At 73.2% G+C, this 25,480-nt stretch carries 24 protein-coding genes; 13 read left to right on the forward strand and 11 right to left on the reverse strand.

Going from position 1 to position 25,480, the window contains the following annotated elements:
- Positions 1-45: 45 nt before the first annotated feature.
- The 4 genes from OG990_RS02035 to OG990_RS02050 all read right to left on the reverse strand — a co-directional run bounded on the left by OG990_RS02035 (position 46) and on the right by OG990_RS02050 (position 5,242).
- Positions 46-855: an SAM-dependent methyltransferase gene (locus tag OG990_RS02035; protein ID WP_406078823.1), complete on the reverse strand. Its 810-nt coding sequence runs from the start codon at positions 853-855 to the stop codon at positions 46-48.
- Between the two features lie 190 nt (positions 856-1,045).
- Positions 1,046-1,714, reverse strand: a complete 669-nt coding sequence (locus tag OG990_RS02040; RefSeq protein WP_088972416.1) for a response regulator transcription factor — start codon at positions 1,712-1,714, stop codon at positions 1,046-1,048.
- A gap of 7 nt (positions 1,715-1,721) precedes the next feature.
- Positions 1,722-3,413, reverse strand: a complete 1,692-nt coding sequence (locus tag OG990_RS02045; RefSeq protein ID WP_406078824.1) for a GAF domain-containing sensor histidine kinase — start codon at positions 3,411-3,413, stop codon at positions 1,722-1,724.
- A gap of 14 nt (positions 3,414-3,427) precedes the next feature.
- Entirely contained in the window at positions 3,428-5,242 is a 1,815-nt protein-coding gene (locus OG990_RS02050; protein WP_406078825.1) for an AMP-dependent synthetase/ligase, read from the reverse strand.
- A gap of 186 nt (positions 5,243-5,428) precedes the next feature.
- Between OG990_RS02050 and OG990_RS02055 the strand changes: the two genes are divergently transcribed.
- From OG990_RS02055 to OG990_RS02080, 6 genes are all read left to right on the forward strand, one after another.
- Positions 5,429-5,884 carry an SRPBCC family protein gene (locus OG990_RS02055; RefSeq protein WP_406078826.1) on the forward strand — a complete coding sequence of 152 codons (456 nt, stop codon included), beginning with the start codon at positions 5,429-5,431 and terminating at the stop codon, positions 5,882-5,884.
- 31 nt (positions 5,885-5,915) lie between these two features.
- Positions 5,916-6,620, forward strand: a complete 705-nt coding sequence (locus OG990_RS02060) for a hypothetical protein (protein WP_406078827.1) — start codon at positions 5,916-5,918, stop codon at positions 6,618-6,620.
- 76 nt (positions 6,621-6,696) lie between these two features.
- On the forward strand, positions 6,697-7,644 hold the full coding sequence (locus OG990_RS02065) for an ROK family glucokinase (protein ID WP_328418936.1): 948 nt from the start codon (positions 6,697-6,699) through the stop codon (positions 7,642-7,644).
- Between the two features lie 11 nt (positions 7,645-7,655).
- A complete protein-coding gene (locus OG990_RS02070) occupies positions 7,656-8,360 on the forward strand; it encodes an endonuclease/exonuclease/phosphatase family protein (RefSeq protein WP_386984099.1) in 705 nt (234 codons plus the stop codon).
- A gap of 115 nt (positions 8,361-8,475) precedes the next feature.
- Positions 8,476-9,882, forward strand: a complete 1,407-nt coding sequence (locus tag OG990_RS02075) for a flavin-containing monooxygenase (RefSeq protein WP_406078828.1) — start codon at positions 8,476-8,478, stop codon at positions 9,880-9,882.
- Positions 9,883-9,934: 52 nt separating this feature from the next.
- Entirely contained in the window at positions 9,935-10,747 is an 813-nt protein-coding gene (locus tag OG990_RS02080; protein ID WP_386984097.1) for an alpha/beta hydrolase, read from the forward strand.
- 32 nt (positions 10,748-10,779) lie between these two features.
- On the opposite strand, the gene OG990_RS02085 is transcribed toward OG990_RS02080, so the two are convergent.
- Together OG990_RS02085 and OG990_RS02090 are read right to left on the reverse strand one after the other, a co-directional pair.
- A complete protein-coding gene (locus tag OG990_RS02085; RefSeq protein ID WP_406078829.1) occupies positions 10,780-12,273 on the reverse strand; it encodes a trehalose-6-phosphate synthase in 1,494 nt (497 codons plus the stop codon).
- A 171-nt stretch (positions 12,274-12,444) separates the two neighbouring features.
- Positions 12,445-13,290 carry a DUF308 domain-containing protein gene (locus OG990_RS02090; RefSeq protein WP_406078830.1) on the reverse strand — a complete coding sequence of 282 codons (846 nt, stop codon included), beginning with the start codon at positions 13,288-13,290 and terminating at the stop codon, positions 12,445-12,447.
- Between the two features lie 510 nt (positions 13,291-13,800).
- Between OG990_RS02090 and OG990_RS02095 the strand changes: the two genes are divergently transcribed.
- Entirely contained in the window at positions 13,801-14,493 is a 693-nt protein-coding gene (locus OG990_RS02095) for a lysophospholipid acyltransferase family protein (RefSeq protein WP_386984093.1), read from the forward strand.
- 7 nt (positions 14,494-14,500) lie between these two features.
- Here OG990_RS02095 and OG990_RS02100 read toward each other — a convergent pair whose 3' ends face one another.
- The gene (locus OG990_RS02100; protein WP_406078831.1) at positions 14,501-18,025 is read right to left on the reverse strand and encodes an adenylate/guanylate cyclase domain-containing protein; all 3,525 of its coding nucleotides are present in this window, start codon (positions 18,023-18,025) and stop codon (positions 14,501-14,503) included.
- Positions 18,026-18,186: 161 nt separating this feature from the next.
- On the opposite strand from OG990_RS02100, the gene OG990_RS02105 reads away from it, so the two are divergent.
- Positions 18,187-18,384, forward strand: a complete 198-nt coding sequence (locus OG990_RS02105) for a hypothetical protein (RefSeq protein WP_328418927.1) — start codon at positions 18,187-18,189, stop codon at positions 18,382-18,384.
- Between the two features lie 92 nt (positions 18,385-18,476).
- Here the strand turns inward: OG990_RS02105 and OG990_RS02110 are convergent, their stop codons facing one another.
- On the reverse strand, positions 18,477-19,169 hold the full coding sequence (locus tag OG990_RS02110) for a Crp/Fnr family transcriptional regulator (protein WP_030337710.1): 693 nt from the start codon (positions 19,167-19,169) through the stop codon (positions 18,477-18,479).
- 294 nt (positions 19,170-19,463) lie between these two features.
- Between OG990_RS02110 and OG990_RS02115 the strand changes: the two genes are divergently transcribed.
- The 5 genes from OG990_RS02115 to OG990_RS02135 all read left to right on the forward strand — a co-directional run bounded on the left by OG990_RS02115 (position 19,464) and on the right by OG990_RS02135 (position 23,049).
- A complete protein-coding gene (locus OG990_RS02115) occupies positions 19,464-19,961 on the forward strand; it encodes a polyadenylate-specific 3'-exoribonuclease AS (RefSeq protein WP_328426804.1) in 498 nt (165 codons plus the stop codon).
- A gap of 88 nt (positions 19,962-20,049) precedes the next feature.
- Positions 20,050-20,553 (forward strand): pyridoxamine 5'-phosphate oxidase family protein, encoded by a 504-nt coding sequence (locus tag OG990_RS02120; RefSeq protein WP_406078832.1) that lies wholly within the window; start codon positions 20,050-20,052, stop codon positions 20,551-20,553.
- Between the two features lie 171 nt (positions 20,554-20,724).
- A complete protein-coding gene (locus OG990_RS02125; protein ID WP_328426802.1) occupies positions 20,725-21,753 on the forward strand; it encodes a 6-phosphofructokinase in 1,029 nt (342 codons plus the stop codon).
- A gap of 70 nt (positions 21,754-21,823) precedes the next feature.
- Complete coding sequence (proC, locus tag OG990_RS02130) at positions 21,824-22,642, forward strand: pyrroline-5-carboxylate reductase (RefSeq protein WP_328418925.1); 819 nt, start codon at positions 21,824-21,826, stop codon at positions 22,640-22,642.
- Positions 22,643-22,698: 56 nt separating this feature from the next.
- Entirely contained in the window at positions 22,699-23,049 is a 351-nt protein-coding gene (locus OG990_RS02135; protein WP_328418924.1) for a DUF2203 domain-containing protein, read from the forward strand.
- 32 nt (positions 23,050-23,081) lie between these two features.
- Here OG990_RS02135 and OG990_RS02140 read toward each other — a convergent pair whose 3' ends face one another.
- The 3 genes from OG990_RS02140 to OG990_RS02150 form a co-directional block, all read right to left on the reverse strand.
- Complete coding sequence (locus OG990_RS02140; RefSeq protein WP_406078833.1) at positions 23,082-23,792, reverse strand: class F sortase; 711 nt, start codon at positions 23,790-23,792, stop codon at positions 23,082-23,084.
- Entirely contained in the window at positions 23,762-24,631 is an 870-nt protein-coding gene (locus OG990_RS02145; protein ID WP_406078834.1) for a DUF4397 domain-containing protein, read from the reverse strand. The genes OG990_RS02140 and OG990_RS02145 overlap by 31 nt, the downstream gene beginning before the upstream one ends.
- A 132-nt stretch (positions 24,632-24,763) precedes the next feature.
- Complete coding sequence (locus tag OG990_RS02150) at positions 24,764-25,432, reverse strand: class I SAM-dependent methyltransferase (RefSeq protein ID WP_406078835.1); 669 nt, start codon at positions 25,430-25,432, stop codon at positions 24,764-24,766.
- Between the last annotated feature and the right edge of the window lie 48 nt (positions 25,433-25,480).

The raw sequence follows: 25,480 nt of genomic DNA on the forward strand, positions 1-25,480 counted from the left end.
CAGGCCCGGGCGAAGCTGCCCGGGTAGGAGGTCGCCTCTGGCGACTCAGCCACCGAGCCGCCCGACGCCGCCCATGAAGACCGCACGTTCGGCGTCCTCCGCGCTCTCCGGGGTGTCCGGCCGCCACTCTGGCACCCAGACCACGCCCGGGTCGACCAGCTCGAACCCGTCGAAGAGCGCGGTCAGCTCGGCCCGGCTGCGGACCCAGAGCGGGTTGTCGGTACGCCGGTAGACCCGTTCCGCCTCGGCCCGTTCGTCCCGGCTGCGCCCGTCGTCGCTGGCCTGTGACAGCACCAGGTAGCTGCCGGGGGCCAACGCGTCGCGCAGGGTCCGCAGCAGCTCCGCCGGTCGGTCGTCATCGGGGACGAAGTGCAGCACGGCCACGATCATCACGGCCACCGGTTGCCCGAAATCGAGCAGCCCCCGCACGCTCGGGTGGGCCAGGATCTTCTCCGGGTGCCGCAGGTCCTCCTGCACCACCACCGCGCGGTCGTTGCCGGCCAGGATCTCGCGGCTGTGCGCCACCGCCACCGGGTCGACGTCCACATAGACCACCCGCGACTCCGGGTCGATCCGCTGGGCGATCTCGTGCACGTTGCCGACGGTGGGGATCCCCGAGCCGATGTCCAGGAACTGCCGGATCCCGGCCTCGGCGAGGTGGTGCACCGCTCGGCGGAGGAACGCTCGGTTGGCCTGGGCCATCAGCGGCGCCTCCGGCACCGCGGCCACCATCGCCTGGGCCGCGGCCCGGTCGGCGGCGAAGTTGTGCGAGCCGCCGAGGTAGTAGTCGTACATCCGCGCGACGCTTGGGCGCTCGATGTCGATGGTGTCGGGTGCCCAGTCCGGCCGCTGCATGCGCTTCACCCCTAGTCCGCGACGCGGGCGTCGTCGCCCGCGCGGGTATTGTGCCCCCGCTGTGCCCGCCAGACCATAGCGTGCCGCCCATGTTGCCGCCGACCTCGGTCGATACGCGAAGGTCCGCGCCGGCCGGGGAGGCTGGCGCGGACCTTCGGTCACGGCGTCCCGCTCGACGAGCGGGGGCAGATCAGAACTTCGGGGCGTCCGGCGCCTCGAGCAGGCCGAGCCGGAGCGCGGTCATCAGCGCCTGCGCCCGGTTGGCAGCCCCGAGCTTCTCGTAGAGCTTGGAGATGTGGGTCTTGGCCGTGGACTCGCTGACGAACAGCTGCTTGGCGATGCCGGCCACGCTCATCCCGTCGGCGAGCAGCCGCAGCACCTGACCCTCCCGGGGCGAGAGCTGCGGACCGGACGGGGCGAGCCGGCGCTTCATCGCCTCGGCAAGGTCGGCCGCGGTGAACGCGCTGGGGGAGGAGGCGGCGTGCCGGGCGGCGGCCACCACCTCGTCGGCCGGCGCGGTCTTCGGCACGAAGGCACTCGCGCCAGCCTCCAGAGCGCCGAAGAGCTGATCGTCGCCGGCGTACATGGTCAGTACCACGATGCCCATCGTCGCGCTGGACTTGCGCAGCGCGCGGGTGGCCTCCAGGCCGCTGCCGTCAGGCAGCCGCAGATCCATGATCACCACGTCCGGCTGCAGGGCGCCCGCCTGACGTACCCCCTCCGCCGCCGTGGCGGCCTCACCGACGACCTCGAACTGACGGTCGCGCTCGAAGGCGTGTCGCAGGCCCTTGCGAATAAGGTCGTGATCGTCGACAAGGAGGACCTTGGTACGGGTGGCCGGTGTCGGACTTGTGGTCATCCTCGGGTTACTCCCCTTCTGGTGCTGCGCTACCGCGCACGTTATCGCGCCGGGACGAGGTGCCGAGAACTACCGCCACGGTCGTGCCGCTCGGCTGCCGCGGCCTGATCTCCAACCGGCCCCGGATACGTTCCGCCCTCTCGGCCATGATCGCAAGACCGTACCGCCCGTCGGGGCGCTGGTCAGCCATCCCCTGACCGTCATCCGACACTTCAATTTGCGCGTACGGGGGGTCCACCTCGCAGGTGACCCAGAGATTCGAGGCTCCAGCGTGCTTGCGCGCGTTGGTCACCGCCTCCTGCGCGATGCGCAGCAACTCGGCCTCGGTGGCCGCCGGCAGCCGTGCGGTGGACTCGTCCAACGACAGGTGCACCCGCAGCCCGCCGGACGCGCCCACGGTCCGCGCGTACTCGGCGATCGCCGCGGCCAGCCCGCCCTGCCGGTCCACCTCGCTGCGCAGCTCGAAGAGGCTCAGCCGCAGCTCCTGAATCACCCGGGTCACCTCGCCGCGCAGCGTACGCAGCGCCTCGGCGGTCTCGTCGGCGTCGTCGAAGACGGTGGCCAGGGCGTTGTCGATGCCGTAGCCGACCATCACCAGCTCCTGCGCCACCCCGTCGTGGATCTCCCGGGCCAGCCGCTGCCGTTCCTCGTTGGTGGCCAGCGAGCGGACCTCGTCGAAGAGCAGCGCCGCCTCCAGCCGCAGCGCGGCCGGCCGGGTCAGCGCGGTCACCCGGGACACCACGGGCAGCGGGTACGCGTGTGCGGCGTCCGCCTCCAGCACCACCAGCCCCACCGTGCGCACACCGGCGACCAGCGGGACGATCAGCGCGGAGACGTCGCCGCCGCGGTGTGAGCGGGACTGTGAGCGGGCAGCGGTCTGCGCCTGCTGGCTGGCCCAGGCGTCGGCGATCGCCGAGTCCGCGTCCAGCGTCGTCTCCCAGTCCACCCGGTCCACCCCGGCCTGGGCGAGCACCACGAGCCGGCCGCCGCCGCTGGCCGACAGCACCGCCGCCCGGTCGGCCCGCGCCACCGTGCGCAGCTCGTCCAGCAGGTGCTCGGAGATGCCGCCCGGGTCCAGGGTCGCCCCGGGCAGTTGGCGGGCCACCGTGCGCAGCTGGGTCAGCAGCCGGGTCGCCTCGGCGTACGGCTGGGGCTTGCCCTCACCGCGTACCGCCATCACCCGGTGCAGGGTGCTGGCGGCGTAGAGCCCCAGCGCGGCCAGGATCAGCCACTGCGCGCAGACGGCCAGGTAGCCCGGCTGGCCGAGCTGACGCCCTCCGCCGACCTCGGTCAGCGCGCCGCTGACCAGGAGGGTTGCGGCGGTGACCGCGAGCAGGGCGGCGCCCTCCCGGAACCGGCGGCGCAGCGCGGTGACGGTCACCGGCACCGCCAGGTAGGGCAGCATCGCCGAGGCGCCGAGCCCGTCCACCGTCCCGCCGATCGACGCGACCGTGGCCACCTGGCTCGCGGCCAGCCCCAGCACGACCACCTCGGCCACCCTGCTGAGCGGGCCGATCAGCCGGTGCTGGGGGGCCAGCGACGCGGGCAGCCCGGCGACCGCCAGCAGCGCGATCCACCACAGCTGGCTGACGTCGTGGGTGGCGAACAGGGTCAGGACGGCGACCAGCGCCAGCATCACCAGGCGGGCGGCCGCGGCGAGGGGATGCGGGTGCGGTGCGACGGATGTGGATACGGGCACGTGACGGATGGTAGTCAGCCCCGGTAGATATCGGCGATCTCCGCCGCGTACGTCTTGTGGACGACCTGGCGCTTGACCTTGAGCGACGGGGTCAACTCGCCGGTGGCCTCGGTGAAGTCGCGGGGCAGGACGCGGAACACCTTGATCGCCTCAGCCTTGGAGACGGCCTGGTTCGCGGTGTCGATCGCGGACTGGATCTCCGCGCGCAGACCCTCGTGCCCGCGCAGCTCCTCGACCCGGGTGTCGGCGGGCAACTCGGCGCTCTCCAGCCACTTCGGCAGCGCCTCCTCGTCGACGGTGACCAGCGCCGCGATGAACGGCTGCCGGTCGCCGACGACGACGCACTGGCTGATCAACGGGTGTGCCCGGACCAGGTCCTCCAGCACCGCCGGGGCGACGTTCTTGCCGGCGGCGGTGACGATCAGCTCCTTCTTCCGGCCGGTGATGCTGAGGTAGCCGTCGTTGTCGAGCTGGCCCAGGTCGCCGGTGCGGAACCAGCCGTCGGCGCTGAGGACCTCGGCGGTCGCCGACTCGTTGTGCCAGTAGCCCTGGAAGATCAGGTCGCCGGAGAGCAGGATCTCGCCGTCGTCGTCGATCCGCACGGTCACGCCGGGCAGCGGGCGGCCGACGGTGCCGATCCGGGTGCCGGTGGGCAGGTTCGCCGCGGCGGCGGGTGAGGTCTCGGTCAGGCCGTAGCCCTCCAGGATCGTCACCCCGATGCCGCGGAAGAAGTGACCGAGCCGGGCGCCGAGCGGTGCACCGCCGGAGATGGCGTCCCGGCACCGGCCGCCGAGCGCGGCGCGCAGCTTGCGGTAGACCAGCCGGTCGAAGAGGGCGTGCTGCGCGCGGAGCGCCAGGCTGGGCCCCCGCGAGGTCTCCAGCGACTCGCTGTACGCGATGGCGACCTGCTCGGCGCGGGCGAAGATGGCGCCCTTGCCGTCGGCCTCGGCCTTCTGCTTCGCCGCGTTGTAGACCTTCTCGAACACCCGGGGTACGGAGAGCACGAAGGTCGGTTTGAACCCCTGCAGCTCGGCGACCAGGTTCTTGGTGTCCGCGCAGTGGCCCATGGTGGCCCGGGCCTGCACCACGCCGATCTGGATCAGCCGGGCGAAGGCGTGCGCCAGCGGCAGGAAGAGCAGGGTGGCCGCGCCGGCGTTGAACAGGTTCGGCAGCACCGGCACCGCGTTGGCGATGTCGGCGTACATGTTGCGGTGGGTCAGCATGCAGCCCTTGGGCCGGCCGGTGGTGCCACTGGTGTAGATGATGGTGGCCAGGTCGCCGGAGCGGACCGCCTCGCGTCGCCGGTCCACCTCGGTCAGCTCGACCGCGGCACCGGTGGTGACCAGCTCATCGACCGCGCCGAGGTCGAACTGCCAGACCTGGTTCAGCTCGGGCAGTCGGTCCCGGACGCCGGCCACCAGGGCGGCGTGGTCGGCGGTCTCCACCACCGCGGCGACCGCGCCGGAGTCGGAGAGGATCCAGGCGGCCTGCTCGGCGCTGGAGGTCTCGTAGATCGGCACAGTGACCGCGCCGGCCGCCCAGATCGCGTAGTCCAGCAGCGTCCACTCGTAGCGGGTCCGGCTCATCAGGGCGACCCGCTCGCCCGGCTGGATCCCGGCGGCGATCAGGCCGCGGGCCACCGCGACCACCTCGTCACGGAACTGAAGGCAGGTCACGTCGGACCAGCTGGTGCCGGTGCCGTCGGCGGCCGGGGTGGCGCGGGCAAACTGGACGGCGTCCGGCGCGACCTCGGCGTTTTTCCAGACCGGATCGGTGAGGTTGGCCGCGTCGCCGACGGTGACGATCGGCGGAACGGAGAACTCGCGCACCTGCACTCCCTCGTGCTCACACTGGCCGGACCGGCCGCCACCGTGGGCGTCGGCTTTGTCGAAACCTACCCGGCCGCCGGGGCGGGTGTAGTAGGCAGGCTGCCCAGTACGGTCGTGGCGCGGTGGTCCGGCGCGCGGCGGGGGCGGTGCGGCGCGTGCGCGATGCCCGCCGGGTAGCCTCCCCCCATGGCGGACTCCTCCACCCAGTCGATCATCATCGGCGCCGCACCGGACCGGGTGGCGGCGGTCATCTGCGACTTCGCCCGCTACCCCGAGTGGACCGAGGCGGTGCGCCACGCTGAGGTCATCGAGGAGTACGAGGACGGCTACGCCAGCCAGGTGCGCTTCACCATCGACGCTAGCGTGATGGCCGACGAGTACGTGCTCGCCTACGAATACGCCGAGGACCTGTCCCGGATCGAGTGGCACCTGGTCGCCCCCTCGAAGATGCAGAAGAGCCAGCGCGGTTCGTACGACCTGGTGGGTAACGCGGACGGCGGCACCACGGTGACCTACACCCTGGAGGTCGAGCTGTCCGTGGGAATGCTCGGCATGTTTCGGCGCAAAGCCGAGAAGATGATCATGGACGCCGCGTTGAAGCAGCTCAAGCGCCGGGTAGAAGCACCCGGTGCGGCGCACTGACGCGTCCGGCGGCACGGTAGAGGAGCCGACCATGGGCGGAACGGATCCGGGTTCGGCCCGGGAAGAGGCGGAGCGGCTGGTCGCCACCCTGCTCGCGGGGGCGCGGCTGGCCTCGGCCGGGTCGGCGGGCGGCGCGTGGGGCCCGCTGGGCGGGCTGGTGGCCGGTGTCCTCGGTCACAGTGCCGCCCCGGACGGTCGGTCCGGTGCCGGCGGCGGTTTCGCCACCGGCACGGCTGAATGCTGCATCTGCCCGGTCTGTAGGGGCATCGCCGCATTGCGTGACCCGAGTCCGGAATTCGCCGAACGGCTGGCCACCGGCGCCGGTGACCTCGCGGCGGGCGTCGCCAGTCTGCTGCGCGCGTTCGCCCCGGCCGAGCCGCCCGCCGCCAGCCCACCGGCGCCGCCCGCCCCACCCCGGCCGGCGTCCGACCCGACCGCCGGCCCGAGCACCGGCACCGAGGTCCCGAAGCCCGCCCCGGCCGAACGTTCCGCCGGAGCCGACGACGATCACGTGTGGCGCGATGCCACCCGCACCGGGCATGATTCTCAGCCGGCGCCGGAGCGGGATGTCTGGTCGGCCGCCACCCGGACGGCGGACCCATCCGCCCCGGCCGCCGCACCACCCGTCGACGAGGCCGGGCCGGTGTCCGCACCGGCACCGACCAATCGACCCGTGGTGCCCGCCTCGCGGGTGCCCGACGACACCGACGCGCACGAGCCGGGCGACCGCGCCTGAGCGCGGGAACCTACGACCCGGACCGGCGTGCCGTCGGTGCGCGGGCCGGACAGCACAGCAGAGGGGAGCGGCAGCGGTGACGCTGACCATCGGAGTCGACGTCGGTGGCACGAAGGTGGCCGGCGGTGTCGTGGACGACACCGGCGAGGTCCTCGTGCAGACCCGACGGGACACTCCCGCCGATGACGTCGGCAAGACCCGTGACGTCATCATCGAGCTGGTCGGCGAGTTGGCTGCCGGGCGGACGATCGAGGCGGTCGGCATCGGCGCGGCCGGCTGGATCGACGCCACCCGCTCGACGGTGCTCTTCGCCCCCAACCTGGCCTGGCGGGACGAGCCGCTGCGCGAGTACGTCAGCGCGGCGGTCGGCCTGCCGGTGATCGTGGAGAACGACGCCAACGTGGCCGCCTGGGCCGAGTTCCGGTACGGCGCTGCCCGGGCCGCCGACGACTCGATGATCATGTTCACCATCGGCACCGGTGTCGGTGGCGGCATCGTGCTCGGCGGTGAGCTGATGCGCGGCGCGCACGGCGTCGCCGCGGAGCTGGGCCACATGCTGGCCGTGCCGGACGGACACCAGTGCGGCTGCGGTCGGCTGGGCTGCATCGAGCAGTACGCCAGCGGCAGCGCTCTCGTCCGCTTCGCCCGGGCCGGCGCCCGGCAGGAACCGCACCGGGCCACCGCGCTGCTGGAGCTGGCCGGCGGGGAGGCCGAGGCGATCACCGGCCCGATGGTGACCACCGCCGCGCAGGGCGGTGACCCGGTCTCCGCCGAGGCGTTCGCGCAGATCGGCCGGTGGCTGGGCACCAGCCTCGCCGACATGGCGCAGATCCTCGACCCGCAGACCCTGGTGGTCGGCGGCGGCGTGATCGACGCCGGTGACCTGCTGCTCGGCCCGACGCGCCGCTCGTACCTCGACGCGCTCTCCCAGCGGGGACGGCTGCCGGTGGCCGACGTGCTGCCGGCTGAGTTGGGCAACAGCGCCGGGGTGATCGGCGCCGCCGACCTGGCCCGACGGATCTGAGGCGGGCCGGGATGGGCCAGGGTGCCGGCGTACCGCTGCGCGTGGTGTCGTACAACATCCACAGCCAGCGCGACGACACCGCCGCGCTGGCGGCGGTGGTCCGGGCCGCGACGCCGGACGTGGTGATCGTGCAGGAAGGGCCGCGCCGGTTCCGGTGGCGGCAGAAGTCCGCCACGCTGGCCGAGTCCTTCGGCCTGGTGGTGGCCGCCGGCGGGCTGCCCGCGCTGGGCAACCTGGTGCTGACGAGCCTGCGGGTCCAGGTGCGGGCCACCCGCTGCCAGCGCTTCCCGCTCACCCCCGGCCGGCACCTGCGCGGCGCCGCGTACGCCGACTGCCGGGTCGGCGACGCCCGGTTCACCCTCGCCGGTTCGCACCTGTCCACCGACCCGGCCGAGCGTCCCGGGCAGGCCGCCGAGTTCAAGCGTGGGCTGGACGCGGCGAGCGGCCCGGTGGTGGCCGGAGCCGACCTCAACGAGGGCCCGGACGGGCCGGCCTGGGCCACCGTGGCGAGCGGGCTGACCGACGCCGCGGTGGCGGCCGACCAGGCGGACCGGCTCACCTACTCCTGCGCCGACCCGCGCCGCCGCATCGACGCGCTCTTCGTCGACCCGCGGATCACCGTGGTCGACTACGACGTGGTGGACACCCCCCAGACCCGGCGGGCCAGCGACCACTTCCCGGTCCTGGTCGACCTGCTGTTGCCCACCACCGACTGACCCCGCACCGGCCCGACCCGTCGATCCGGCCCGCGCCGGGGCTGGACATCCGGCTCCGTTGTGGAGAGGATTTCGCGGCGACCGGCACGTGTGCCGCACAAAAGGAGATGTCCCGGTGTCCACCTCCACCGACCATGGCCGGCCCGACCCGGAGGCGACCCCGTCCGCGCTGAGCCGCGACGATCGCCCGGTCTCCGACCGGGGCGACACGGTCTGCGTCATCGGCGCCGGGGCCAGCGGCCTGACCGCCATCAAGAATCTGCGCGAGCACGGGTTCGGCGTGGACTGCTACGAGCGGGAGACCGGCATCGGCGGCGCCTGGAACTGGCGGCACGACCGCAGCCCGGTGTACGCCAGCACCCACCTGCTGTCGTCGAAGCCGTTCACCCAGTTCCCCGACTTCCCGATGCCGGACTCCTGGCCGGACTACCCGCACCACAGTGAGCTGCTCTCGTACTTCGAGCGGTACGCCGACCACTTCGACCTGCGCTCGCACATCTGGTTCGGCACCGAGGTGATCCGGGTCGAGCCGGCTGCGGGGGACCGCTGGAACGTGACCACCCGCTCCACCGGCGGGTACGGGCCGGAGCGCACCTCCCAGTACGCCGCCGTGGTGATCGCCAACGGCCACAACTGGTCACCCAAGCTGCCCCGCTACGAGGGGCTGGAGCAGTTCCGGGGCGGGATCATGCACGCCTCGTCCTACAAGGACCCGGCGCAGCTGCGCGGCAAGCGGGTGCTGGTGGTCGGCGCCGGCAACACCGGCTGCGACATCGCCGTCGAGGCCGCCCAGCAGGCGTCGCGCTGCTGGCACTCCACCCGGCGCGGCTACTGGTACGCGCCGAAGTACGTGCTCGGCCGCCCCGCCGACCAGGTCAACGACACCCTGCTGGCGCTGCGGGTGCCGCTGCGGGTGCGCCAGTGGCTCTACCACTGGACGCTGCGGCTGACCGTCGGCGACCTGACCCGCTTCGGCCTGCCCAAGCCCGACCACCGGGTGTACGAGACGCACCCGATCGCGAACAGCCAGCTCGTCTACTACGTGGGCCACGGCGCGATCGGCCCGGTGCCCGACGTCGCCCGGTTCCACCCGTACGCCGTGGAGCTGGCCGACGGCCGTGAGATCGACCCTGAGCTGGTCATCTTCGCCACCGGCTACCTGCCGCGCTTCGAGTTCCTCGACGCGTCGGTGTTCGGCGACAGCGCCGGCGCCGGCCGGCCGACGCTGTGGCTCAACGCGTTCACCCCCGGGCATCCGACGCTGGCGGTGGCTGGCCTGGTCCAACCGGACTCCGGGATGTTCACCCTGTCGCACTGGCAGACGGTGCTCTTCGCCCGGCTGCTCCAGGCCCGCCGGGACCGCCCGGAGCGGGCCGCGGCGTTCGCGCAGCGGGTGCGCGACCGGGCCGGGGAACGCTACTCCGGCCAGGTCAAGGAGAGCAGCCGGCACTGGTTCGAGGTTGGTCACGCCGACTACCTGCGCGCCGTCGAGCGCGCCCTCCACGACCTGGAGGGCAAGTGAGCGCGAGGAGTGAGCTTGCGAGCCCCGCAGTCGCGAACGAAAGGTCGGCCCGATGAGTGAGCTGCGGATCATGCGGGGCCGGGAGTGGTCCCGTCCGGTTCGGCCGGCCCGGCGCGAGGTGCTCAGCGCTACCCCCGAGCTGGAGGAGGGGCGCCCGCCGCTGCTCTTCGTCCCCGGGTTCGGGCACGGCGCGTGGGCGTTCGCCGAGCACTGGCTGGGGCACGCGGCGTCGCGGGGGTTCCCGGCGTACGCGATGAGCCTGCGCGGGCACGGCGGCAGCGAGCCGGCGCCGGAGGCGACGCTGCGCGCGTACGCCCATGATGTGGTCCAGGTGGCCGCGGGCCTGCCGCGCCAGGCGGTGCTGGTGGGGCACGGCGCCGGGGCGCTGGTGGTGGCGCACGCGTTGGCCCGCTACCCGGCCCGGGGCGCGGTGCTGGTGGCGCCGGTCTTCGGCGGCTGGGGAGTGCTGGGCGCCGCACTGCGCCGCAATCCGGCCGGCACGCTGCCGGCGGTGTTCGGCGGCCCGTTGCGGCTCAGCCGCGGCCAGCTGTTCAGCCGCGAGCTCCCCGACGAGGAGGCCCGGCGGCACGTCGCCCGGCTCGGTCGGGCCGGGCGGCGGGCACAGTGGGCGCTGCTGGGTGCGCCGGACGCCGAACCGGCCGTGGGTGCGCCGCCGGTGCTGGTGCTGGGCAGCCCGGATGACCGGGTGGTGCCGACGTCGGCGTTGACCGGGGTGGCAAGGCACTACGGGTCGGCCCCGTTGCTGTTCCCGGGGATGGGGCATGACCTGATGCTGGACGCGCGCTGGGCGGAGCCGATCGACGCGATCCTGGACTGGTTGGAGAAGGAGCCCGCGGCGCACTGAGCGACCTGACCGGCTGGGCAGGCGCGCGCCGGTCAGCCGCCGGCGCGGTGCGTGGCCGGGGTGGCCCGGCTCGTCGGCAGTGGCACCCGGGCGGCCTCGTCCGGGTTGCCGTCGGTGCTGGTCAGGCGGCCGACCACGGCACCTTTCTCGTCCAGCGCGCTGAGGTAGGAGCGGGCCCAGGCCCGGATGTCGTGCTGGTGCAGGTAGGCGCGCATGGCACGTATCCGTTCCGTGACGTCGGCCGGGCTGGCCCGCAGTGCCGCGCACAACCCCTGCTTGAGCCCCTCCAGGTCGTGTGGGTTGACCAGGTACGCCTGGGGCAGCTCGGCGGCGGTGCCGGCGAACTCGCTGAGCAGCAGCGCGCCGGAGTCGTCCACCCGGGCGGCGACGTACTCCTTGGCGACCAGGTTCATCCCGTCGCGCAGCGGGGTCACCGCCATCACGTCGGCGACCCGGTAGAGCGCGGCCAGCTCGGCCCGGTCGAAGGGCTGGGTGAGGTAGTGGATGGCCGGCTCGCCGACCCGGCCGAATTCGCCGTTGATCCGGCCCACCTCGCGCTCGATCCGTTCGCGCAGGATCTGGTACTGGCCGACGCGTTCCCGGCTCGGCATGGCGACCTGCACCAGCACCGTGTCGCGGACCTTGACGTCGCCGCTGGCGAGCAGCTCGCTGTATGCCTTGAGTCGCTGCTCGATGCCCTTGGTGTAGTCCATCCGGTCCACGCTGAGGATGACCTGCCGGGGGTCGCCGAGGTCCTGGCGCAGCCGGCGGGCACGGGCGGCCACGTCGGGACGGGCGGCGAGCGCGGCCATCTCGGCGGTGTCGATGGAGACCGGGAACGCGCCGATGCGCACCACCCGGTCGTCGACTCCGATCCGCCGGTCGGTGGCCGGCAGCTCCAGCACCTTCGTGACCAGCTGGGCGAAGTTGTGCGCCGCCTGGGCGCGCTGGAAGCCGACCAGGTCGGCGCCGAGCATGCCGCGCAGCAGCTCGGCCCGGCGGGGCAGCTGCATGAACAACTCCGGCGGCGGGAACGGCACGTGCAGGAAGAACCCGATGCGCAGGTCCGGTCGGAGCGTGCGGAGCGCGCCGGGGACCAGTTGCAGGTGGTAGTCCTGCACCCAGACCACCGCGCCCTGCTCGGCCACCTCGGCGGTCGCCTCGGCGAAGCGCTGGTTGACCCGCTGGTACGCCTCCCACCAGCGGCGGTGGTGCTGTGGCTGCTCGACGGCGTCGTGGTAGAGCGGCCAGAGGGTGGCGTTGGCGAACCCCTCGTAGTGGTCGCGCAGGTCCTCGTGGCTGAGCGCGACGCTGTGCATCCGGACGCCGTCCACGTCCGGTAGTGCGGGGGCCGGCCCGGTGCCGCCGGCCCAGCCGACCCACGTCGCCGGTGTGTGCCGTAGCAGGGGGTGCAGCGCGCTGACCAGCCCTCCCGGGCTGCGCCGCCATTCGCAGGCCCCGTCGGGCGCCACGCTGTCGTCGATGGGGAGGCGGTTGGCCACCACCACGAGGGAACTCTGTCGCATCTCGGGCATTCCGATCAGCAGAGGGCTGACCGCCGCGAGCAAGGAAAAACCGGTCAGTCAGCGGGGGAAGTGACGTACAGCGGTATTCCTACTGACAGTAAGTTACACCACTGTTACGCCCGGGGCGGGGCGTCGTCGTCCCGGGATGCGGTCGGCGGTGGCCCGCCGGAGTCAGACGACCGCGCCGTTGTCCGGGTCGTCGTCGTCCTCGTCACCGGGGCGCAGCCGCCAGATCAGGGTGACGAAACCGGCCAGGATGCCGGTGAACCCGAACAGCGTGACCGCCGAGCGGTCCACCGGGAGCAGCGACGGGAAGAGGAAGAGCACGAACCCGACGACCACCGCGAGCACGCCGACCACCGCGTACTTGGAGAACCGGGGCAGCGGCGGTGGCGGGGGCGGGTGGTAACCCTCGTCCTCGTCCTCGTCGTCGGGCAGGTCGGCACCGAAGGTGTCCAGCCCGTCCAGCAGCGACGGCTCGTCCGGGCGGGTGCCACGCCCGATCGAGATCCCGGAGATGTCGGTGGCGGACGGCAGCCGGCGGACGTCGGTCGCGGTCGGGCCGGCCTCGTCGGTGCCGGAACGGGCCAGCGGACCGGCGGCGGGCTCGTCCCGCTCCTCCACGTCCTCCGCGGCTGGCCACGGGCGCTCGCCGACCGTGTCGGTGCTGTGGAAGCCGGCCACGATCCGGGTCCACTCGGCGTCGATGTCCGGCTCGTCGCGGGCCGGCGGCTGCTCGGGGGCGGTCTCGTCGGAGAGCTGGGTGAGGTAGTCGCGTGCGGTGGTCAGGTGCGAGCGGTCGACGTAGAGCCGGTCGACCGGGCGGGCCGGCACGGTGGTGGTGCGGGTGACCGGGTTGAGGTCGGCGGAGGGTTGCAGGTAGGCGGCGATCCCACCGGCGGCCAGCACGTCGAGCAGGTGCTCACCGACGCGCGGATCGACGTCGCCCACGACGGCGTACTCACTCGCGTCGAGCCCGTTGTCCCGCCGTCCCCGGCGGGCCCCACCCGCTGACACCCGGACATCCTCCCTCAACGCGCCTTCGGCGCGGCCGCCCCAGCCCCCTCGACGTCCGTCCGCACGCCGTGCTCTGAATCGTGACACGTCAGGGGCCGGTTCCGGGAGTGCGTTGTGTCGCGTCTTCCAAAGTCAGAGCCGGTGCCGCAGGTCGCGGCAGGGATCCTTTGTCCGTTCTTGCGCGACAAGTGCTATCTCGATGATCGTTGGCGCCTGGGTAACTCGACACGCCGATCGCTGCCCTGCTGAACTGCCAGCGATCGGGCCGTCTGCACGAACACTGGAGGGGCGCACGTGGCTGCCGCGACCTCTCGCCAGGTCTGACCGATCGCGCTCGCCACCCTGCTGACCGCGGCCAACGCGCTGTGGTGGTGAGGACCCGGCCCGGTCCGGTGCGTCAGCCCCGACCTTCGTCCGTTGTGGTCGGGGCGTGTGCTTCGTAGGCTCGACGGCGACGGCGGCGTTCCCGGGCTTGGCGCTGTCGCGGGCACATCACGGGAAAGGACGCCGGTGCTCTACTGGCTACTGAAGTACGTCATCCTCGGTCCGTTGCTCAAGCTGATCTTCCGCCCGCAGGTGGAGGGCCTGCACAACGTGCCGGCGACCGGTCCAGTGATCCTGGCCAGCAACCACCTCTCCTTTTCCGACTCGATCTTCACGCCGCTGATCACCGCCCGGAAGGTCACCTTCGTGGCCAAGGCCGAGTACTTCACCGGCAAGGGGATCAAGGGCTGGCTGACCAAGATGTTCTTCGTCGGCACCGGCACCATCCCGGTCGACCGTTCCGGCGGCCGGGCCGCCCGCGCCGCGCTGGACACCCAGTTGCAGGTGCTGCGGGCCGGGGGAGTGGCCGGCATCTACCCGGAGGGGACTCGCTCCCCGGACGGGCGGCTCTACCGGGGCAAGACCGGCGTGGCCCGGCTCGCGCTGGAGAGCGGCGCGGTGGTGGTGCCGGTGGTGATGCTCAACGCTGACGAGATCCAGCCGCCGGGCAAGCTCATCCCCAAGGTCGCCCGGGTGAAGATCCGCTTCGGTGCCCCGCTGGACTTCTCCCGCTACGCCGGTCTGTCCGGTGACCGGTTCGTCGAGCGCGCGGTCACCGACGAGATCATGTACGAGCTGATGGAGCTCTCCGGCCGGGAGTACGTCGACATCTACGCGCAGAAGCTCAAGCAGCCCGTCCCCGTGCCGGCTGCCGCCTGACCCGGCTTCAGCAGGCCACCGCGGGCCCGGTCGGGCTGATCGGTCGGCCGGCGAGCGCGAGCAGCCCGGGGGCGTCGTTGCGCAGCGCGAAGGTGCGTACCTCGGCGCGCGGCACCCGGGCGGCCGCCGGGTCGCCGGCCCGGGTCAGCTCCGCCGCCGCGAACGCCAGCGCCAGCACCCGGTCGCTGGCGTCCGGGATCCGGCCGTAGGTCTCGGCGGCGGCCAGGTGCAGCTCGGCCGAGCGCCGGTGATCGCCGTCGGCCGCGGCCAGGGCGGCCGTCACGGTCCGCAGCGCCGCCTCCGACCACGGGGTACGGTGGCCGACCCGGTCCAGCATCGCCCGGACCCGCACCGCGGCGGTCCGGCCGGCCAGGGCGGCGGCGTACGCGGCAGCGGCGATCCACTCCCCGCTGGCCAGCGCCGGCACCGCCGACCAGGACCGGTCCAACTCCTCGATCAGCTCCGCCGCCTCGTCGGCGCGGTCCTGCAGCGCCCGGCACAGCGCCGCCATGCCCAGCATCGTCCAGTGCAGGCGGTGGAACCCACTGCGCCGTGCGGTGTCCAGGGCGGCGGCCACGTCGTCCGGGTCCTCGTCGTCGCGCAGCACCAGCAGGCAGCAACGCAGCCCCCGTACCTGCATGTCCCAGCTGCCGGTCGGAGTGTCCACGAATGCTTCCGCCGCGGCGAGCAGCCGGCCGAAGTCGCCGTCGAACCAGGCGAGCATCGCCTCCGCCGAGTAGCTGGTGGTCAGGGTCTGGCCGCTGGCGGTGCGGGCCGGCGCGGCCGAGAGCAGGGCGTTGGAGCGCAGCCAGTCGCCCTCCTCCCTGATCGCCCAGGCGAGGTTCTGGGTGGCCCGGGGCAGCGCGAGCAGCTGGTTGGCGCGGCTGAACTCGACGATCGCGTGCAACTCGTCCAGGCCCACCCGGTCGCCGGACTGGTAGCGGGCGGTGGCCGCGGTGATCCGGGCGTTGGTGCGGGTCTCGGTCAGGCCCAGCCGCTCGGCGATCTCGGCCGCGGTGTCCGCCGCCGCCACGGCCGGGTCCCGCTCGTAGTTGAGCATGTGCAACCGGGCCAGCTCGGCGTACGCGTCGGCCTTCTGCGGGGTGTCCGGCAGCGGCTCGAACAGCTGCACCGCGCGGTCCAGACAGGCCAGCGCGTCGCTCCGGTCGGCGCGCAGCCAGGCGGCCTGGCCGAGCAGCGTCCACGCTCGGGCGGCGCACGCGTCGTCGCCGTGTGCCAGCAGCCGGTCGGCGAGCGCGTGCACCTGCTCCGGCCCACCGCCGGAGAGGAACCCGTTGCCGTCCCGGTAGAAAGAGATCTCGGTGCTCAGCAGCTCCAGCTGGAGCCGGCCCAGCGGGTCACTGTCGTCGGCCAGGCCCAGCGCCCGGCCCGCGTGGCTGGCCGCCGCGTCCAACCCGTGCAGCGCGTACGCCCGGCGGGCCGCCCGGTGCAGCGCCTGCCGCGCCGGCCCGGCGTACCGGCGGACCTGCATGCCGAGCGAGCGGGCGATCTCGTGGGCCGCCCAGCGGTGGTGGGCGAGCACCTCGGCCAGATCGGTGTCGCGGCTGTGCGACAGCGCGTCGAGCCAGTCCGCGGCCCGCTCGTGCCGGGCCACCCGCTCGGTGCGCGGCAGCCGCTGGTAGCAGACGTCGCGCACCAGCACGTGCCGGAACCGGAACTCCGCCTGCCCGGCCATCGTCGACGCCGCCTGCTCGTGCACGAAGTCGCGCTGCTCCAGCCGGCGCAGCGAGCGTTCGACCGACTCGACCGGCTGCCCCAGCGCGGCGGCCACCGCGCCAGGCCAGAACTGCACCCCGACCACCGAGGCGGCCAGCAGCACGGCGCGGTCCTTGGCGTCCAGCAGGTCCACCCGGTTGGCGATCACCGCGTGCACGCTCTCCGGCATGGTCAGTTCGAGCTGCTTGTCCAGCGACCAGCCCCGTCCGGACTGGCGCAGCGCGCCCTGCTCGATCAGCATCCGGACGTACTCGTGGGCGTAGAGCGGGTTGCCGCCGGCCACCTCGATGAGCGGGCTCAGCATGTCGGCGGAGAACGCCGCCTGGCCGAACATGTGCGCGTACAGCGCGGCGATGCCGGTGTCGCGCAGCGGCGGCAGGGTGATGGTCACCGAGCCGGTGATGGTGCCGGCCCAGCTCGGGTCCCGGTCGACCAGCTCCGGCCGGGCGGTGCAGAGCAGCAGCAGCGGCACCTCGCGGGCCGCCGCGCCGAGCAGCTCCACGAAGCGCAGCATCGCGTCGTCGGCCCAGTGCAGGTCCTCGAAGACCAGCACGGTGGGGCGGCGGGCGGCCAACGCCAGCAGGAAGCGCCGCCACGCCGACTCCGCCTCCTCGGCCGGCAACGGTGTGCCGGGCAGCCCGACCAGCGGTCGCAGCGCGTCCACCACCCGGCCCCGTTCGCCCGGGCCGATCAGCTCGCCGACCGCCGCGGTCAGCCGCTGCGCCGCGCTGCTGGCCGCGTCGGTGTCCAGGATGCCGGCCTCGGACTTCACGATGTCGGCCAGCGCGGCGAACGTGACGTTCTCCCCGAACGGCGGGCACCGCCCGGTCCGCCAGGTCAGCGGCTCGTCGACCAGCCGACCGGTGTGCCGGTAGAGCTCCCGCAGCAGCCGGCTCTTGCCGATGCCGGCCCGGCCGAAGATGGTCACCACCTGCGGCAGCCTGTCGCGCAGTGACCGGTGCAGGGCGTTGACCAGCATGCCCAGCTCGTGTTCCCGGTCGACCAGCGGCGTGGTGTCCGGCTCCCGGTCGGTGGGCTGGCGGCGCAGCGGGGACAGGGCGAGCCACACCTCGGTCGGCGACGACCGCCCGCGCAGCGTGACCGGGGGCTGCTCCTCGTAGCGGATCGCGTCCTTGGTCAGCGCGTGCGTGCTGCCGCAGACCAGCACCCCGCCCGGCGGCGCGACCGACTGCATCCGGGAGGCCGTGTTGACCACGTCTCCGGCCACGATCGCCTGCCCGCCGTCGCGGGCGGCGGCCACGTCGACCAGCGCCTCGCCGGTGGCCACCCCGACCCGGAACCGCAGCTCCGTGCTGCCGGTGGGGGCGAACCGGGTGAGCACCCGTTGCAGCTCCAGCCCAGCCCGTACGCAGCGCAACGCGTCGGTCTCGGTGGCGATCGGGGCGCCGAAGAGCGCCATCACCGCGTCGCCGATGTACTTCTCCACCACCCCGCCGTACTGGCCGACGACCCGGCGGGCGGCGGAGAAGAACCCGGTCTGCATGCCGCGGACCTGCTCCGGGTCGGCCCGTTCGACGTACGGGGTGAAGTCGATCAGGTCGACGAAGAGCACGCTCACCCGGCGGCGGTCCTCCTGCGGGGTGACCGCGGCCGGTCGGTCCGCGCCCGGCTTGGGCGACCCGCACGAGGTGCAGAAGGTGACGTCCGAGGCGAGCGGACGCAGACAGTGCGGGCAGACGGCGCCCAGTTCGGCACCGCAGCCACCGCAGAAGCGGTCGCCGTCGGCGGCCGTGCGTCCACAGCGCCCACACTGCGCGGCGATGACATCCTCCACTGACGAACAGGCGGACGCGCACCGCGTCCCGTCAGTGGAAGTATCACCGCCGACGCGGCTGTCGGGTACCGGCCTGTTGGCTTGTGGACAGTCCACCCGGGCATTCACGGACTAGATTCAGGCAGCCACATGTCGTTCAGCGAGCACAGGGGGACAGGTCAATGGTGTACGTCAAGTTGGAGAGCGACTGGACCGACGGCAACGGGGTCAGCCACTCCGCGGGTGAGTCGGTGGACGTCGACGCCGCCACCCTCGCCACCCTGCAGGCCGAGGGCATCGTCATCGAGCAGTCCCACGGGGCGGGCGGCGACGGCAAGGGCCCGGACAAGTGGGCCGGTCCCGGCAGCTCCGGGGTCTGACTCAGCGCTGGTGAAGCGACGACGCGGCCGGGTCACCCACGGGTGACCCGGCCGCATCGTGTCCGTTTCGGTGCGTCGCCCGTCGGGCGGGATCAGCGATCGTTCATGCCGGCGCGTCGACGCAGCGCGGCCACGTCGGTCACCACGATCCGGCGCCCCTCGGTGCGCAGCCAACCACGACTGGCGAACGACCCGATCGCCTGGTTGACGCTCTGCCGGGAGCCGCCGGCCATCTCGGCCAGCTGGCTCTGGTTGAGCTCGATGGTGATCATCGGCGCCTGGCTCTCGCCGGCCAGCCGGACCAGCGTCTTGGCCACCCGACCGGGCAGGTCGAGGAAGACGTGGTCGGCGTTCTGCTCGGTGAGCCGGCGGATCAGCCCGCCCAGCGAGCGCATCACCGCGTCCAGGATGCGCGGGTTGGAGTGCACCAGCTCCATGAACGCCCCCCGGGACAGCGCGAGCGCCGCGCAGTCCTCAATGGCCTCGGCCGAGGCCGACCGGGTGGAGGCGTCGAGCAGGGAGACCTCGCCGAGCACGTCCGGTGGACGGATCACCGACAGCACGGCCCGCTCGCCGGTGGGTGCGGTGCGGAAGACGGCCACCGCGCCCCGGCGGAGCACGATCAACGACTCGCCCGGGTCGTTCTCCACGAAGAGCAACTGACCCTTGCGGTAGGTGCGCGGGACGGCGGCGGCGATGACCCGCTGCCGCACCTCGGGCTCCAGCCCGGCGAACATCTCGACACCCGTGAGCGCGTCACCCGGCTCCGGCAGGCGAACCTCCACGGGCCAACCCCTCCCCGGTAAAGGACCACAACTCGCTCACCGGGCGAACCTGATGGCCCCGACAAGGTGAACTGACACCGGTTCGGCGTCCGGTAGCGGTACACATCAGATCATGACGGTCCGGTCGCTTGCTGTACACCCCTCGAAGCACTTCCGTGACCGTCCCGAGCTGCGGCGTACCGCTTTCTGGGGTGCAGATCCAGGCCGGCGGCACGGGTCTTCGCCGGCGCGGCCCGCGGCCGTCCGCCGGCCCCGCCGGTCAGCGCCGCGTGGCGGTGGGCGAGGATGGCCGGAATGGTCTACCGCTACTTCTACGACTGCGAGTTCATCGAGGACGGCCAGACCGTCGACCTCGTCTCGATCGGTGTCGTCGACGAGTACGGCCGCGAGTTCTACGCGGTCTCCACCGAGTTCGACGACTCCCGCGCCGTGCCCTGGGTCCGGCGCAACGTGCTGGACAAGCTGCCGTCGCCGGCCGACCGGGCCTGGCGCTCGCGGGAGCGCATCCGCGACGACCTGTACGACTTCCTGGTCGAACCGGTCCGGGACCGGCCGGGGGAGCAGCTGGAGCTGTGGGCCTGGTTCGCCGCGTACGACCACGTGGTGCTCGCCCAGCTCTGGGGTGCGATGCCGGCGTTGCCCCGGGAGATCCCCCGGTTCACCAAGGAGTTGCGGCAGCTCTGGGACGACCGTGGCCGGCCAACCCTGCCGGACGCGGATGCGGCCCGGCACGACGCCCTGGTCGACGCCCGGCACAACCTGGCCCGCTGGCGGGCGATGACGGCCCGCTGAGCGGCGACCGGTGACGGCCGCACCGGCGGAGGTTTGACCGGTTCTGTCCAGGGCGCCGGTTCGACGAGTCGAGTCGAGGGAGAGTGCCATGAGCAACGAGTCGACCAGCGCCGCCGAGGCCCGGGCCCGAGTCACCGAGCTGGCCCGGGCCGCGCGGGTCTGCATGTTCACCACGATCGCCCTGGACGGGCGGCAGGTGAGCCGGCCGATGGGCCTGCAGGAGGCCGAGTTCGACGGCGACCTGTGGTTCTTCGCCTCCGCGGACTCGGCCAAGGTCCGCCAGATCCGGGTGAACCCGGAGGTCAACGTCGCCTTCTCCGACCAGAGGCACAACGCCTGGGTGTCGATCTCCGGCACCGCCAACGAGGGGTTCGACCGGTCCCGCGCGGACCGGCTCTGGAGCCCGGTGCTCAAGGCCTGGTTTCCGGACGGGCTGGACACCCCCGGCCTGACGATGATCAAGGTGCACGCCAGCTCCGCCGAGTACTGGAACTCGCCCAGCAGCACCGTGGTCAACCTGCTCGGCTTCGCCAGGGCCGCCGTCACGGGCCGGCCGCCGGAGGCCGGCGAGAACTACGAGGTGACGTTCTGACCCGCGAGAGGCGGCCGGTCGACCCGGGGCGCGCTGTCACCGCACAGGCAGGCCGACTACAGTGCGCAGTGACGGCCCGCCCCGGGCCGGCAACGGCGCCGATGGTCTGACCTGACACATATCCTGGGGCATATCGGGCTTTACCTGATGCTCCAGGAGGATGAGCGGATCATGCGTATCGGCGTGCTCACCGGCGGCGGCGACTGCCCAGGTCTCAACGCGGTCATCCGGGCGGTCGTCCGCAAGGGCGTCGCCACTTACGGTCACGAGTTCGTAGGCTTCCGGGACGGCTGGAAGGGCCCGCTGGAGGGTCTGTCCCGGCCGCTCGACATCGCCGACGTCCGCGGCATCCTGCCCCGCGGCGGCACCATCCTCGGCTCGTCCCGGACCAACCCGTTCAAGATCGAGAACGGCGTCGAGCGGATCAAGGACAACCTCGCGGAGCAGGGCGTGGACGCCCTGATCGCGATCGGCGGCGAGGACACCCTCGGCGTGGCCACCAAGCTCTACGAGCTGGGCGTGCACGTGGTCGGCGTACCGAAGACGATCGACAACGACCTGGGCGCCACCGACTACACCTTCGGCTTCGACACCGCGGTCAACATCGCGATGGAGGCCATCGACCGGCTGCACACCACCGCGGAGAGCCACCACCGCACTCTGGTCGTCGAGGTGATGGGCCGGCACGCCGGCTGGATCGCCCTGCACGCCGGCCTGGCCGGTGGCGCCAACGTGATCCTCCTGCCGGAGCGGCAGTTCGACGTCGAGCAGGTGGCCGGCTACGTCGAGAAGCGCTTCCAGCACCAGTACGCCCCGATCGTGGTGGTCGCCGAGGGCGCCCAGCCGCTGGACGGCCAGATGGTGCTGGCCAACCAGGAGCTGGACTCGTTCGGTCACGTCCGCCTCGGCGGCATCGGCCAGTGGCTGGCCGAGCAGTTGGAGGCCAAGACCGGCAAGGAGGCCCGCACCGTGGTGCTGGGTCACATCCAGCGCGGTGGCACCCCGACCGCCTTCGACCGGGTGCTCGCCACCCGGCTTGGCCTGCAGGCCATCGACGCGGTGCACGAGGGTGACTGGGGCAAGATGGTCGCGATGCAGAGCACCGACATCGTCCGGGTGCCGCTGGCCGAGGCCACCCGCGAGCTGAAGACCGTGCCGCTGGAGCGGTACGCCGAGGCTGAGGTCTTCTTCGGCAGCTGATCGACGTCGGCGGCGCGGCGGGCCTGCGGGCCCGCCGCGCCGCGACCCGACACGAGGGGGTACGACCGAGATGTCCGCCGGTGTGCACACGGTCGCGGTGATCGGCGCAGGCAAGATCGGTGAGCTGATGCTCTCCGGGCTGCTGCGCTCGGGATGGCCGGTCGACCGGCTGTTGGCCACCGCCCGCCGACCGGCACGCGCCGAGGAGCTGACCGCCCGCTACGGCGTCCGAGTGGTCGACAACCTGGCCGCGGTGGACGAGGCGGCGGTGCTCGCGGTCTCGGTCAAGCCGCAGGACGCCGCCGCGCTGCTGGACGAGATCGGCCCCAAGGTGCCCGCCGACAAGCTGGTCATCTCGCTCTGCGCCGGGCTGCCCACCAGCTTCTTCAATCGCCGGCTGCCCGAGGGCACCCCGGTGGTCCGGGTGATGACCAACACGCCGGCACTGGTCGACGAGGCGATGACGGCGATCTCGGCGGGCGCGTACGCCACCGGGACGCACCTGGCCCTCGCGGAGGAGATGTTCAAGCCCCTCGGCCAGACGATCCGGGTGCCCGAGTCGCAGCAGGACGCGGTCACCGCGCTCTCCGGCTCCGGTCCGGCCTACTTCTACCTGCTGGTCGAGGCCATGATCGACGCCGGGATCCTGCTCGGGCTGCCCCGGCAGGTGGCGCACGAGCTGATCGTGCAGACCGCGATCGGCTCCGCGGTGATGCTGCGCGACTCCGGCGAGCACCCGGTCAAGCTGCGCGAGGCGGTCACCTCGCCGGCCGGCACCACCATCTCCGCCATCCGCGAGCTGGAGAAGCACGGCGTCCGGGCGGCCATGCTGGCGGCGCTGGAGGCTGCCCGGGACCGCGCCCGCGAGCTGGCCGCCCAGGCCGACTGAGACTGTCGCCCGTCGCGGGGCCCTGCACGCCCCGGTGGGTGCCGCATACTGGCCCGGTGTTCACACTCGCCCAGGCCCGGCACCTGGTGGCCACCCTGCAGCCGCGTGTCGACGAGTTGATCCGGCTGCGGGCCGACCTGGCCGAGCTGCGCGCCGACCTCACCGACCACGGCGTCAGCGCGCTCGGCGGGTTGGCCGAGGTGAAAGGGCTGGAGGCCCGGTTGCACGGCGTCGTCGACGAGCTGCACCAGCACGACATCCAGGTCAAGGGCATCGCACCGGTGCTGCTCGACTTCCCCGGCGAGCGGGCCGGCCGCGCCGTGCTCTGGTGCTGGCTGGAGGGGGACTCCGACGTGCGCTGGTACCACCGGGCCGAGTGCGGCTTCGCCGGCCGCCGCCCGGTCTGAGTGCGCTCTGGCCAGGGCCGGCGACCGAGTGCTCAACCCGCGGCGGAGCCCGGCAGCACCGGGCCGGCGGCGTCGGTCACCGCGAACACCACCACGTTGTCCCGGTAGTGCCCGCGCCGCCGGTCGAAGTCGCCGCCGCAGGTGACCAGGCGTAGCTCCGCGCCGGGCGTCGGGCCGTAGACCACGGCGGTGGGGAACTGGTCCTTGCGCGTGCGCAGCGACCCGGTCACCCGGAACGACAGTCGCTGCCCGCCACGCCACACCTCCACCCGGTCGCCCGGACGCAGCTCGCCGAGCCGGGCGAACACCGCCGGGCCGCGCCGCGAGTCCAGGTGGCCGGCGAGCACGGCCGGGCCGGTGTCGCCGGGGGCCGGGCCGCCGCCGTACCAGCCGGCGGTCTCGAAGTCGGTCGGCGGGATCAGCGCGCCGGTGTGGTCCAGGCCCAGCACGGTGAGCGCCGAGTCGACGCCGATCCGCGGCACGCGTACCCGAGTAGGTGGGCCCTGCGGCGCGGGCACGGCGGCGGGCGACGGGCAGTCGTCGGCGCAGCCCGGCTGCCAGCTCGCCGACGGCGGTGGCAGCGCCGGGGCGGTCGTGGCGAGCCCGACCCCGGTGCCGGTGGCCAGGCAGACCGCCGCGCCGGCCGCGACCAGCGCGGCCAGCGGCACCCGGCGGTCGCGGTGCCGTCGGATCGCGAGGTCGGGCCCGGTGCTCACCAGGTCGTGCGCCGCCGCCGGCGCCACAGCAGCAGGCTCACCGCGACGGCCGCCGCGGCCAGCCCGCCGGCCACCAGGGGGTACGCGCCACGCCCGGTCCCGGCGGTGCCGCCGGCGCCGGTGTCCACGCCACCGGCCGGTACGACGGTGCCGCCCTCAGCGTCGCGGCGCAGCTCGGCGGTGAGCCCGCCCTGCTTCGCGTCGAGCACCAGCAGCGAGTAGACCGCGCCTCGGGTCAGCTGCACCTCGGTGTCGGTGCTCGGCCCACCGGCGCCGGTCAGCTTCAGCCGCCAGCTACCCGGCTCGACCTGCTGGTAGGCGGTGGTGGTGGCGAACTGGACGCCGCTGGCGATCATCGGACCGTCGGCAGCGGCCACATCGAGCACCGGAGTCCGCACCGACGCCTGCACGACGCGCACCTTGGCCCGGCCCTGGGCGGGCGCGCTGAGGTCGTCGTTGAGCACCCGCAGCCCGAGGTCGGCGTGCCGACCGACGCCGGCCACCGTGAACGCGTCGCCACTGGTCACTGCGACCTCGGTGGTGAGCACCGGGGGATCGCTGGCGGGGGCGCCGGCCTCGCGCATCGCCACCGCGTACCGGCCGGGCGGCAGCTCCAGGTAGTCGGAGACCACGCCATAGCCGACCCCGGGGAAGACCTGCGGCTTCGCGGCGGCGGGGGCGGCCAGGTAGACGTCCACCGCCGGGGTGTCGGGGGAGAGATGGGCGAGCCGGACGTATCCGACGGTGTCCGCGCCGGTCGCGGCGCTGACCGACATCGGGGTGCCGGCGGCGGCGAGGGTGGTGCCGAGCAGGAGCGCGCCAGCGCCAGCCAGCAGCCGGCGGGGCACGGTACGGAGCGTGTGCATGTCGCCTCCGGGGCACGTTCGGTGAGCGGGCGGCAACCCACGGACAGAGTCCCGTGTACGGGACCATCACGCAAGTTGTCCCGGGGATGTCGCCGGATTTTTGTCACCCGTGCCGAGTGCGTGACGGGCCGGTCAGTCCTTGACGGCCAGGAAAGCGAGCAGATCCGGGACGCCACCCGGGCCCGCCTCGGCGATCCGGACCAGCCGTAGGCCGGCGGCCATGGTTGCGTTGAGCAGGTCGGCGAGTGGCACGTGCCAGGCGCCCACCCGCACCCGGACACCGCTGGTGTTCCAACTGGCGAAGCTGCGTGACCGGTCGGCGTACCGCTCGTCCACGACGACGCTCGGCCGCTGGCTCCAGTCCGCGAACGCCCCCACGAAGCAGGGGTGCACGCCCACGTGCACGAACCGCCCGCCAGGGCGTAGCACCCGGGCGACCTCGCGCAGCACGGCCGGGTAGTCGGGTACGTCCGTGCTGGACAGCACGCACATCGCCGCGGGCAGCGACGCGTCGGCGATCGGCAGCGCGACAGCGTCGGCCCGGGTCACCGGCAGCCGCCCGGAGGCGTGCCGCAACTGCCCGCCGGACAGGTCCACGCCCACCGGTGTCCAACCCAGACTCGCCGGCACGGCGGCGTGCGCGCCGGTGCCGCAGCAGATGTCCAGGCAGGAGCCTTCGCCCGCGCCCAGCAGGTCCGCCACCGTCGTGTGCACCCGCCGGAGATATCCACCCCCGGCCGAGATGAAGTCCTCGTACCAGTCCGCGTGGGCGTCGTACGCGGGTGTGCTCGTCGCTCCCATCAGCCGATGCTAGGGATCGGGACGCGCCGCGCGGCATCCGTTCTCCCG

This window comes from Micromonospora sp. NBC_00858 (assembly GCF_045207365.1).
In the GTDB taxonomy this organism is placed as follows: domain Bacteria; phylum Actinomycetota; class Actinomycetes; order Mycobacteriales; family Micromonosporaceae; genus Micromonospora.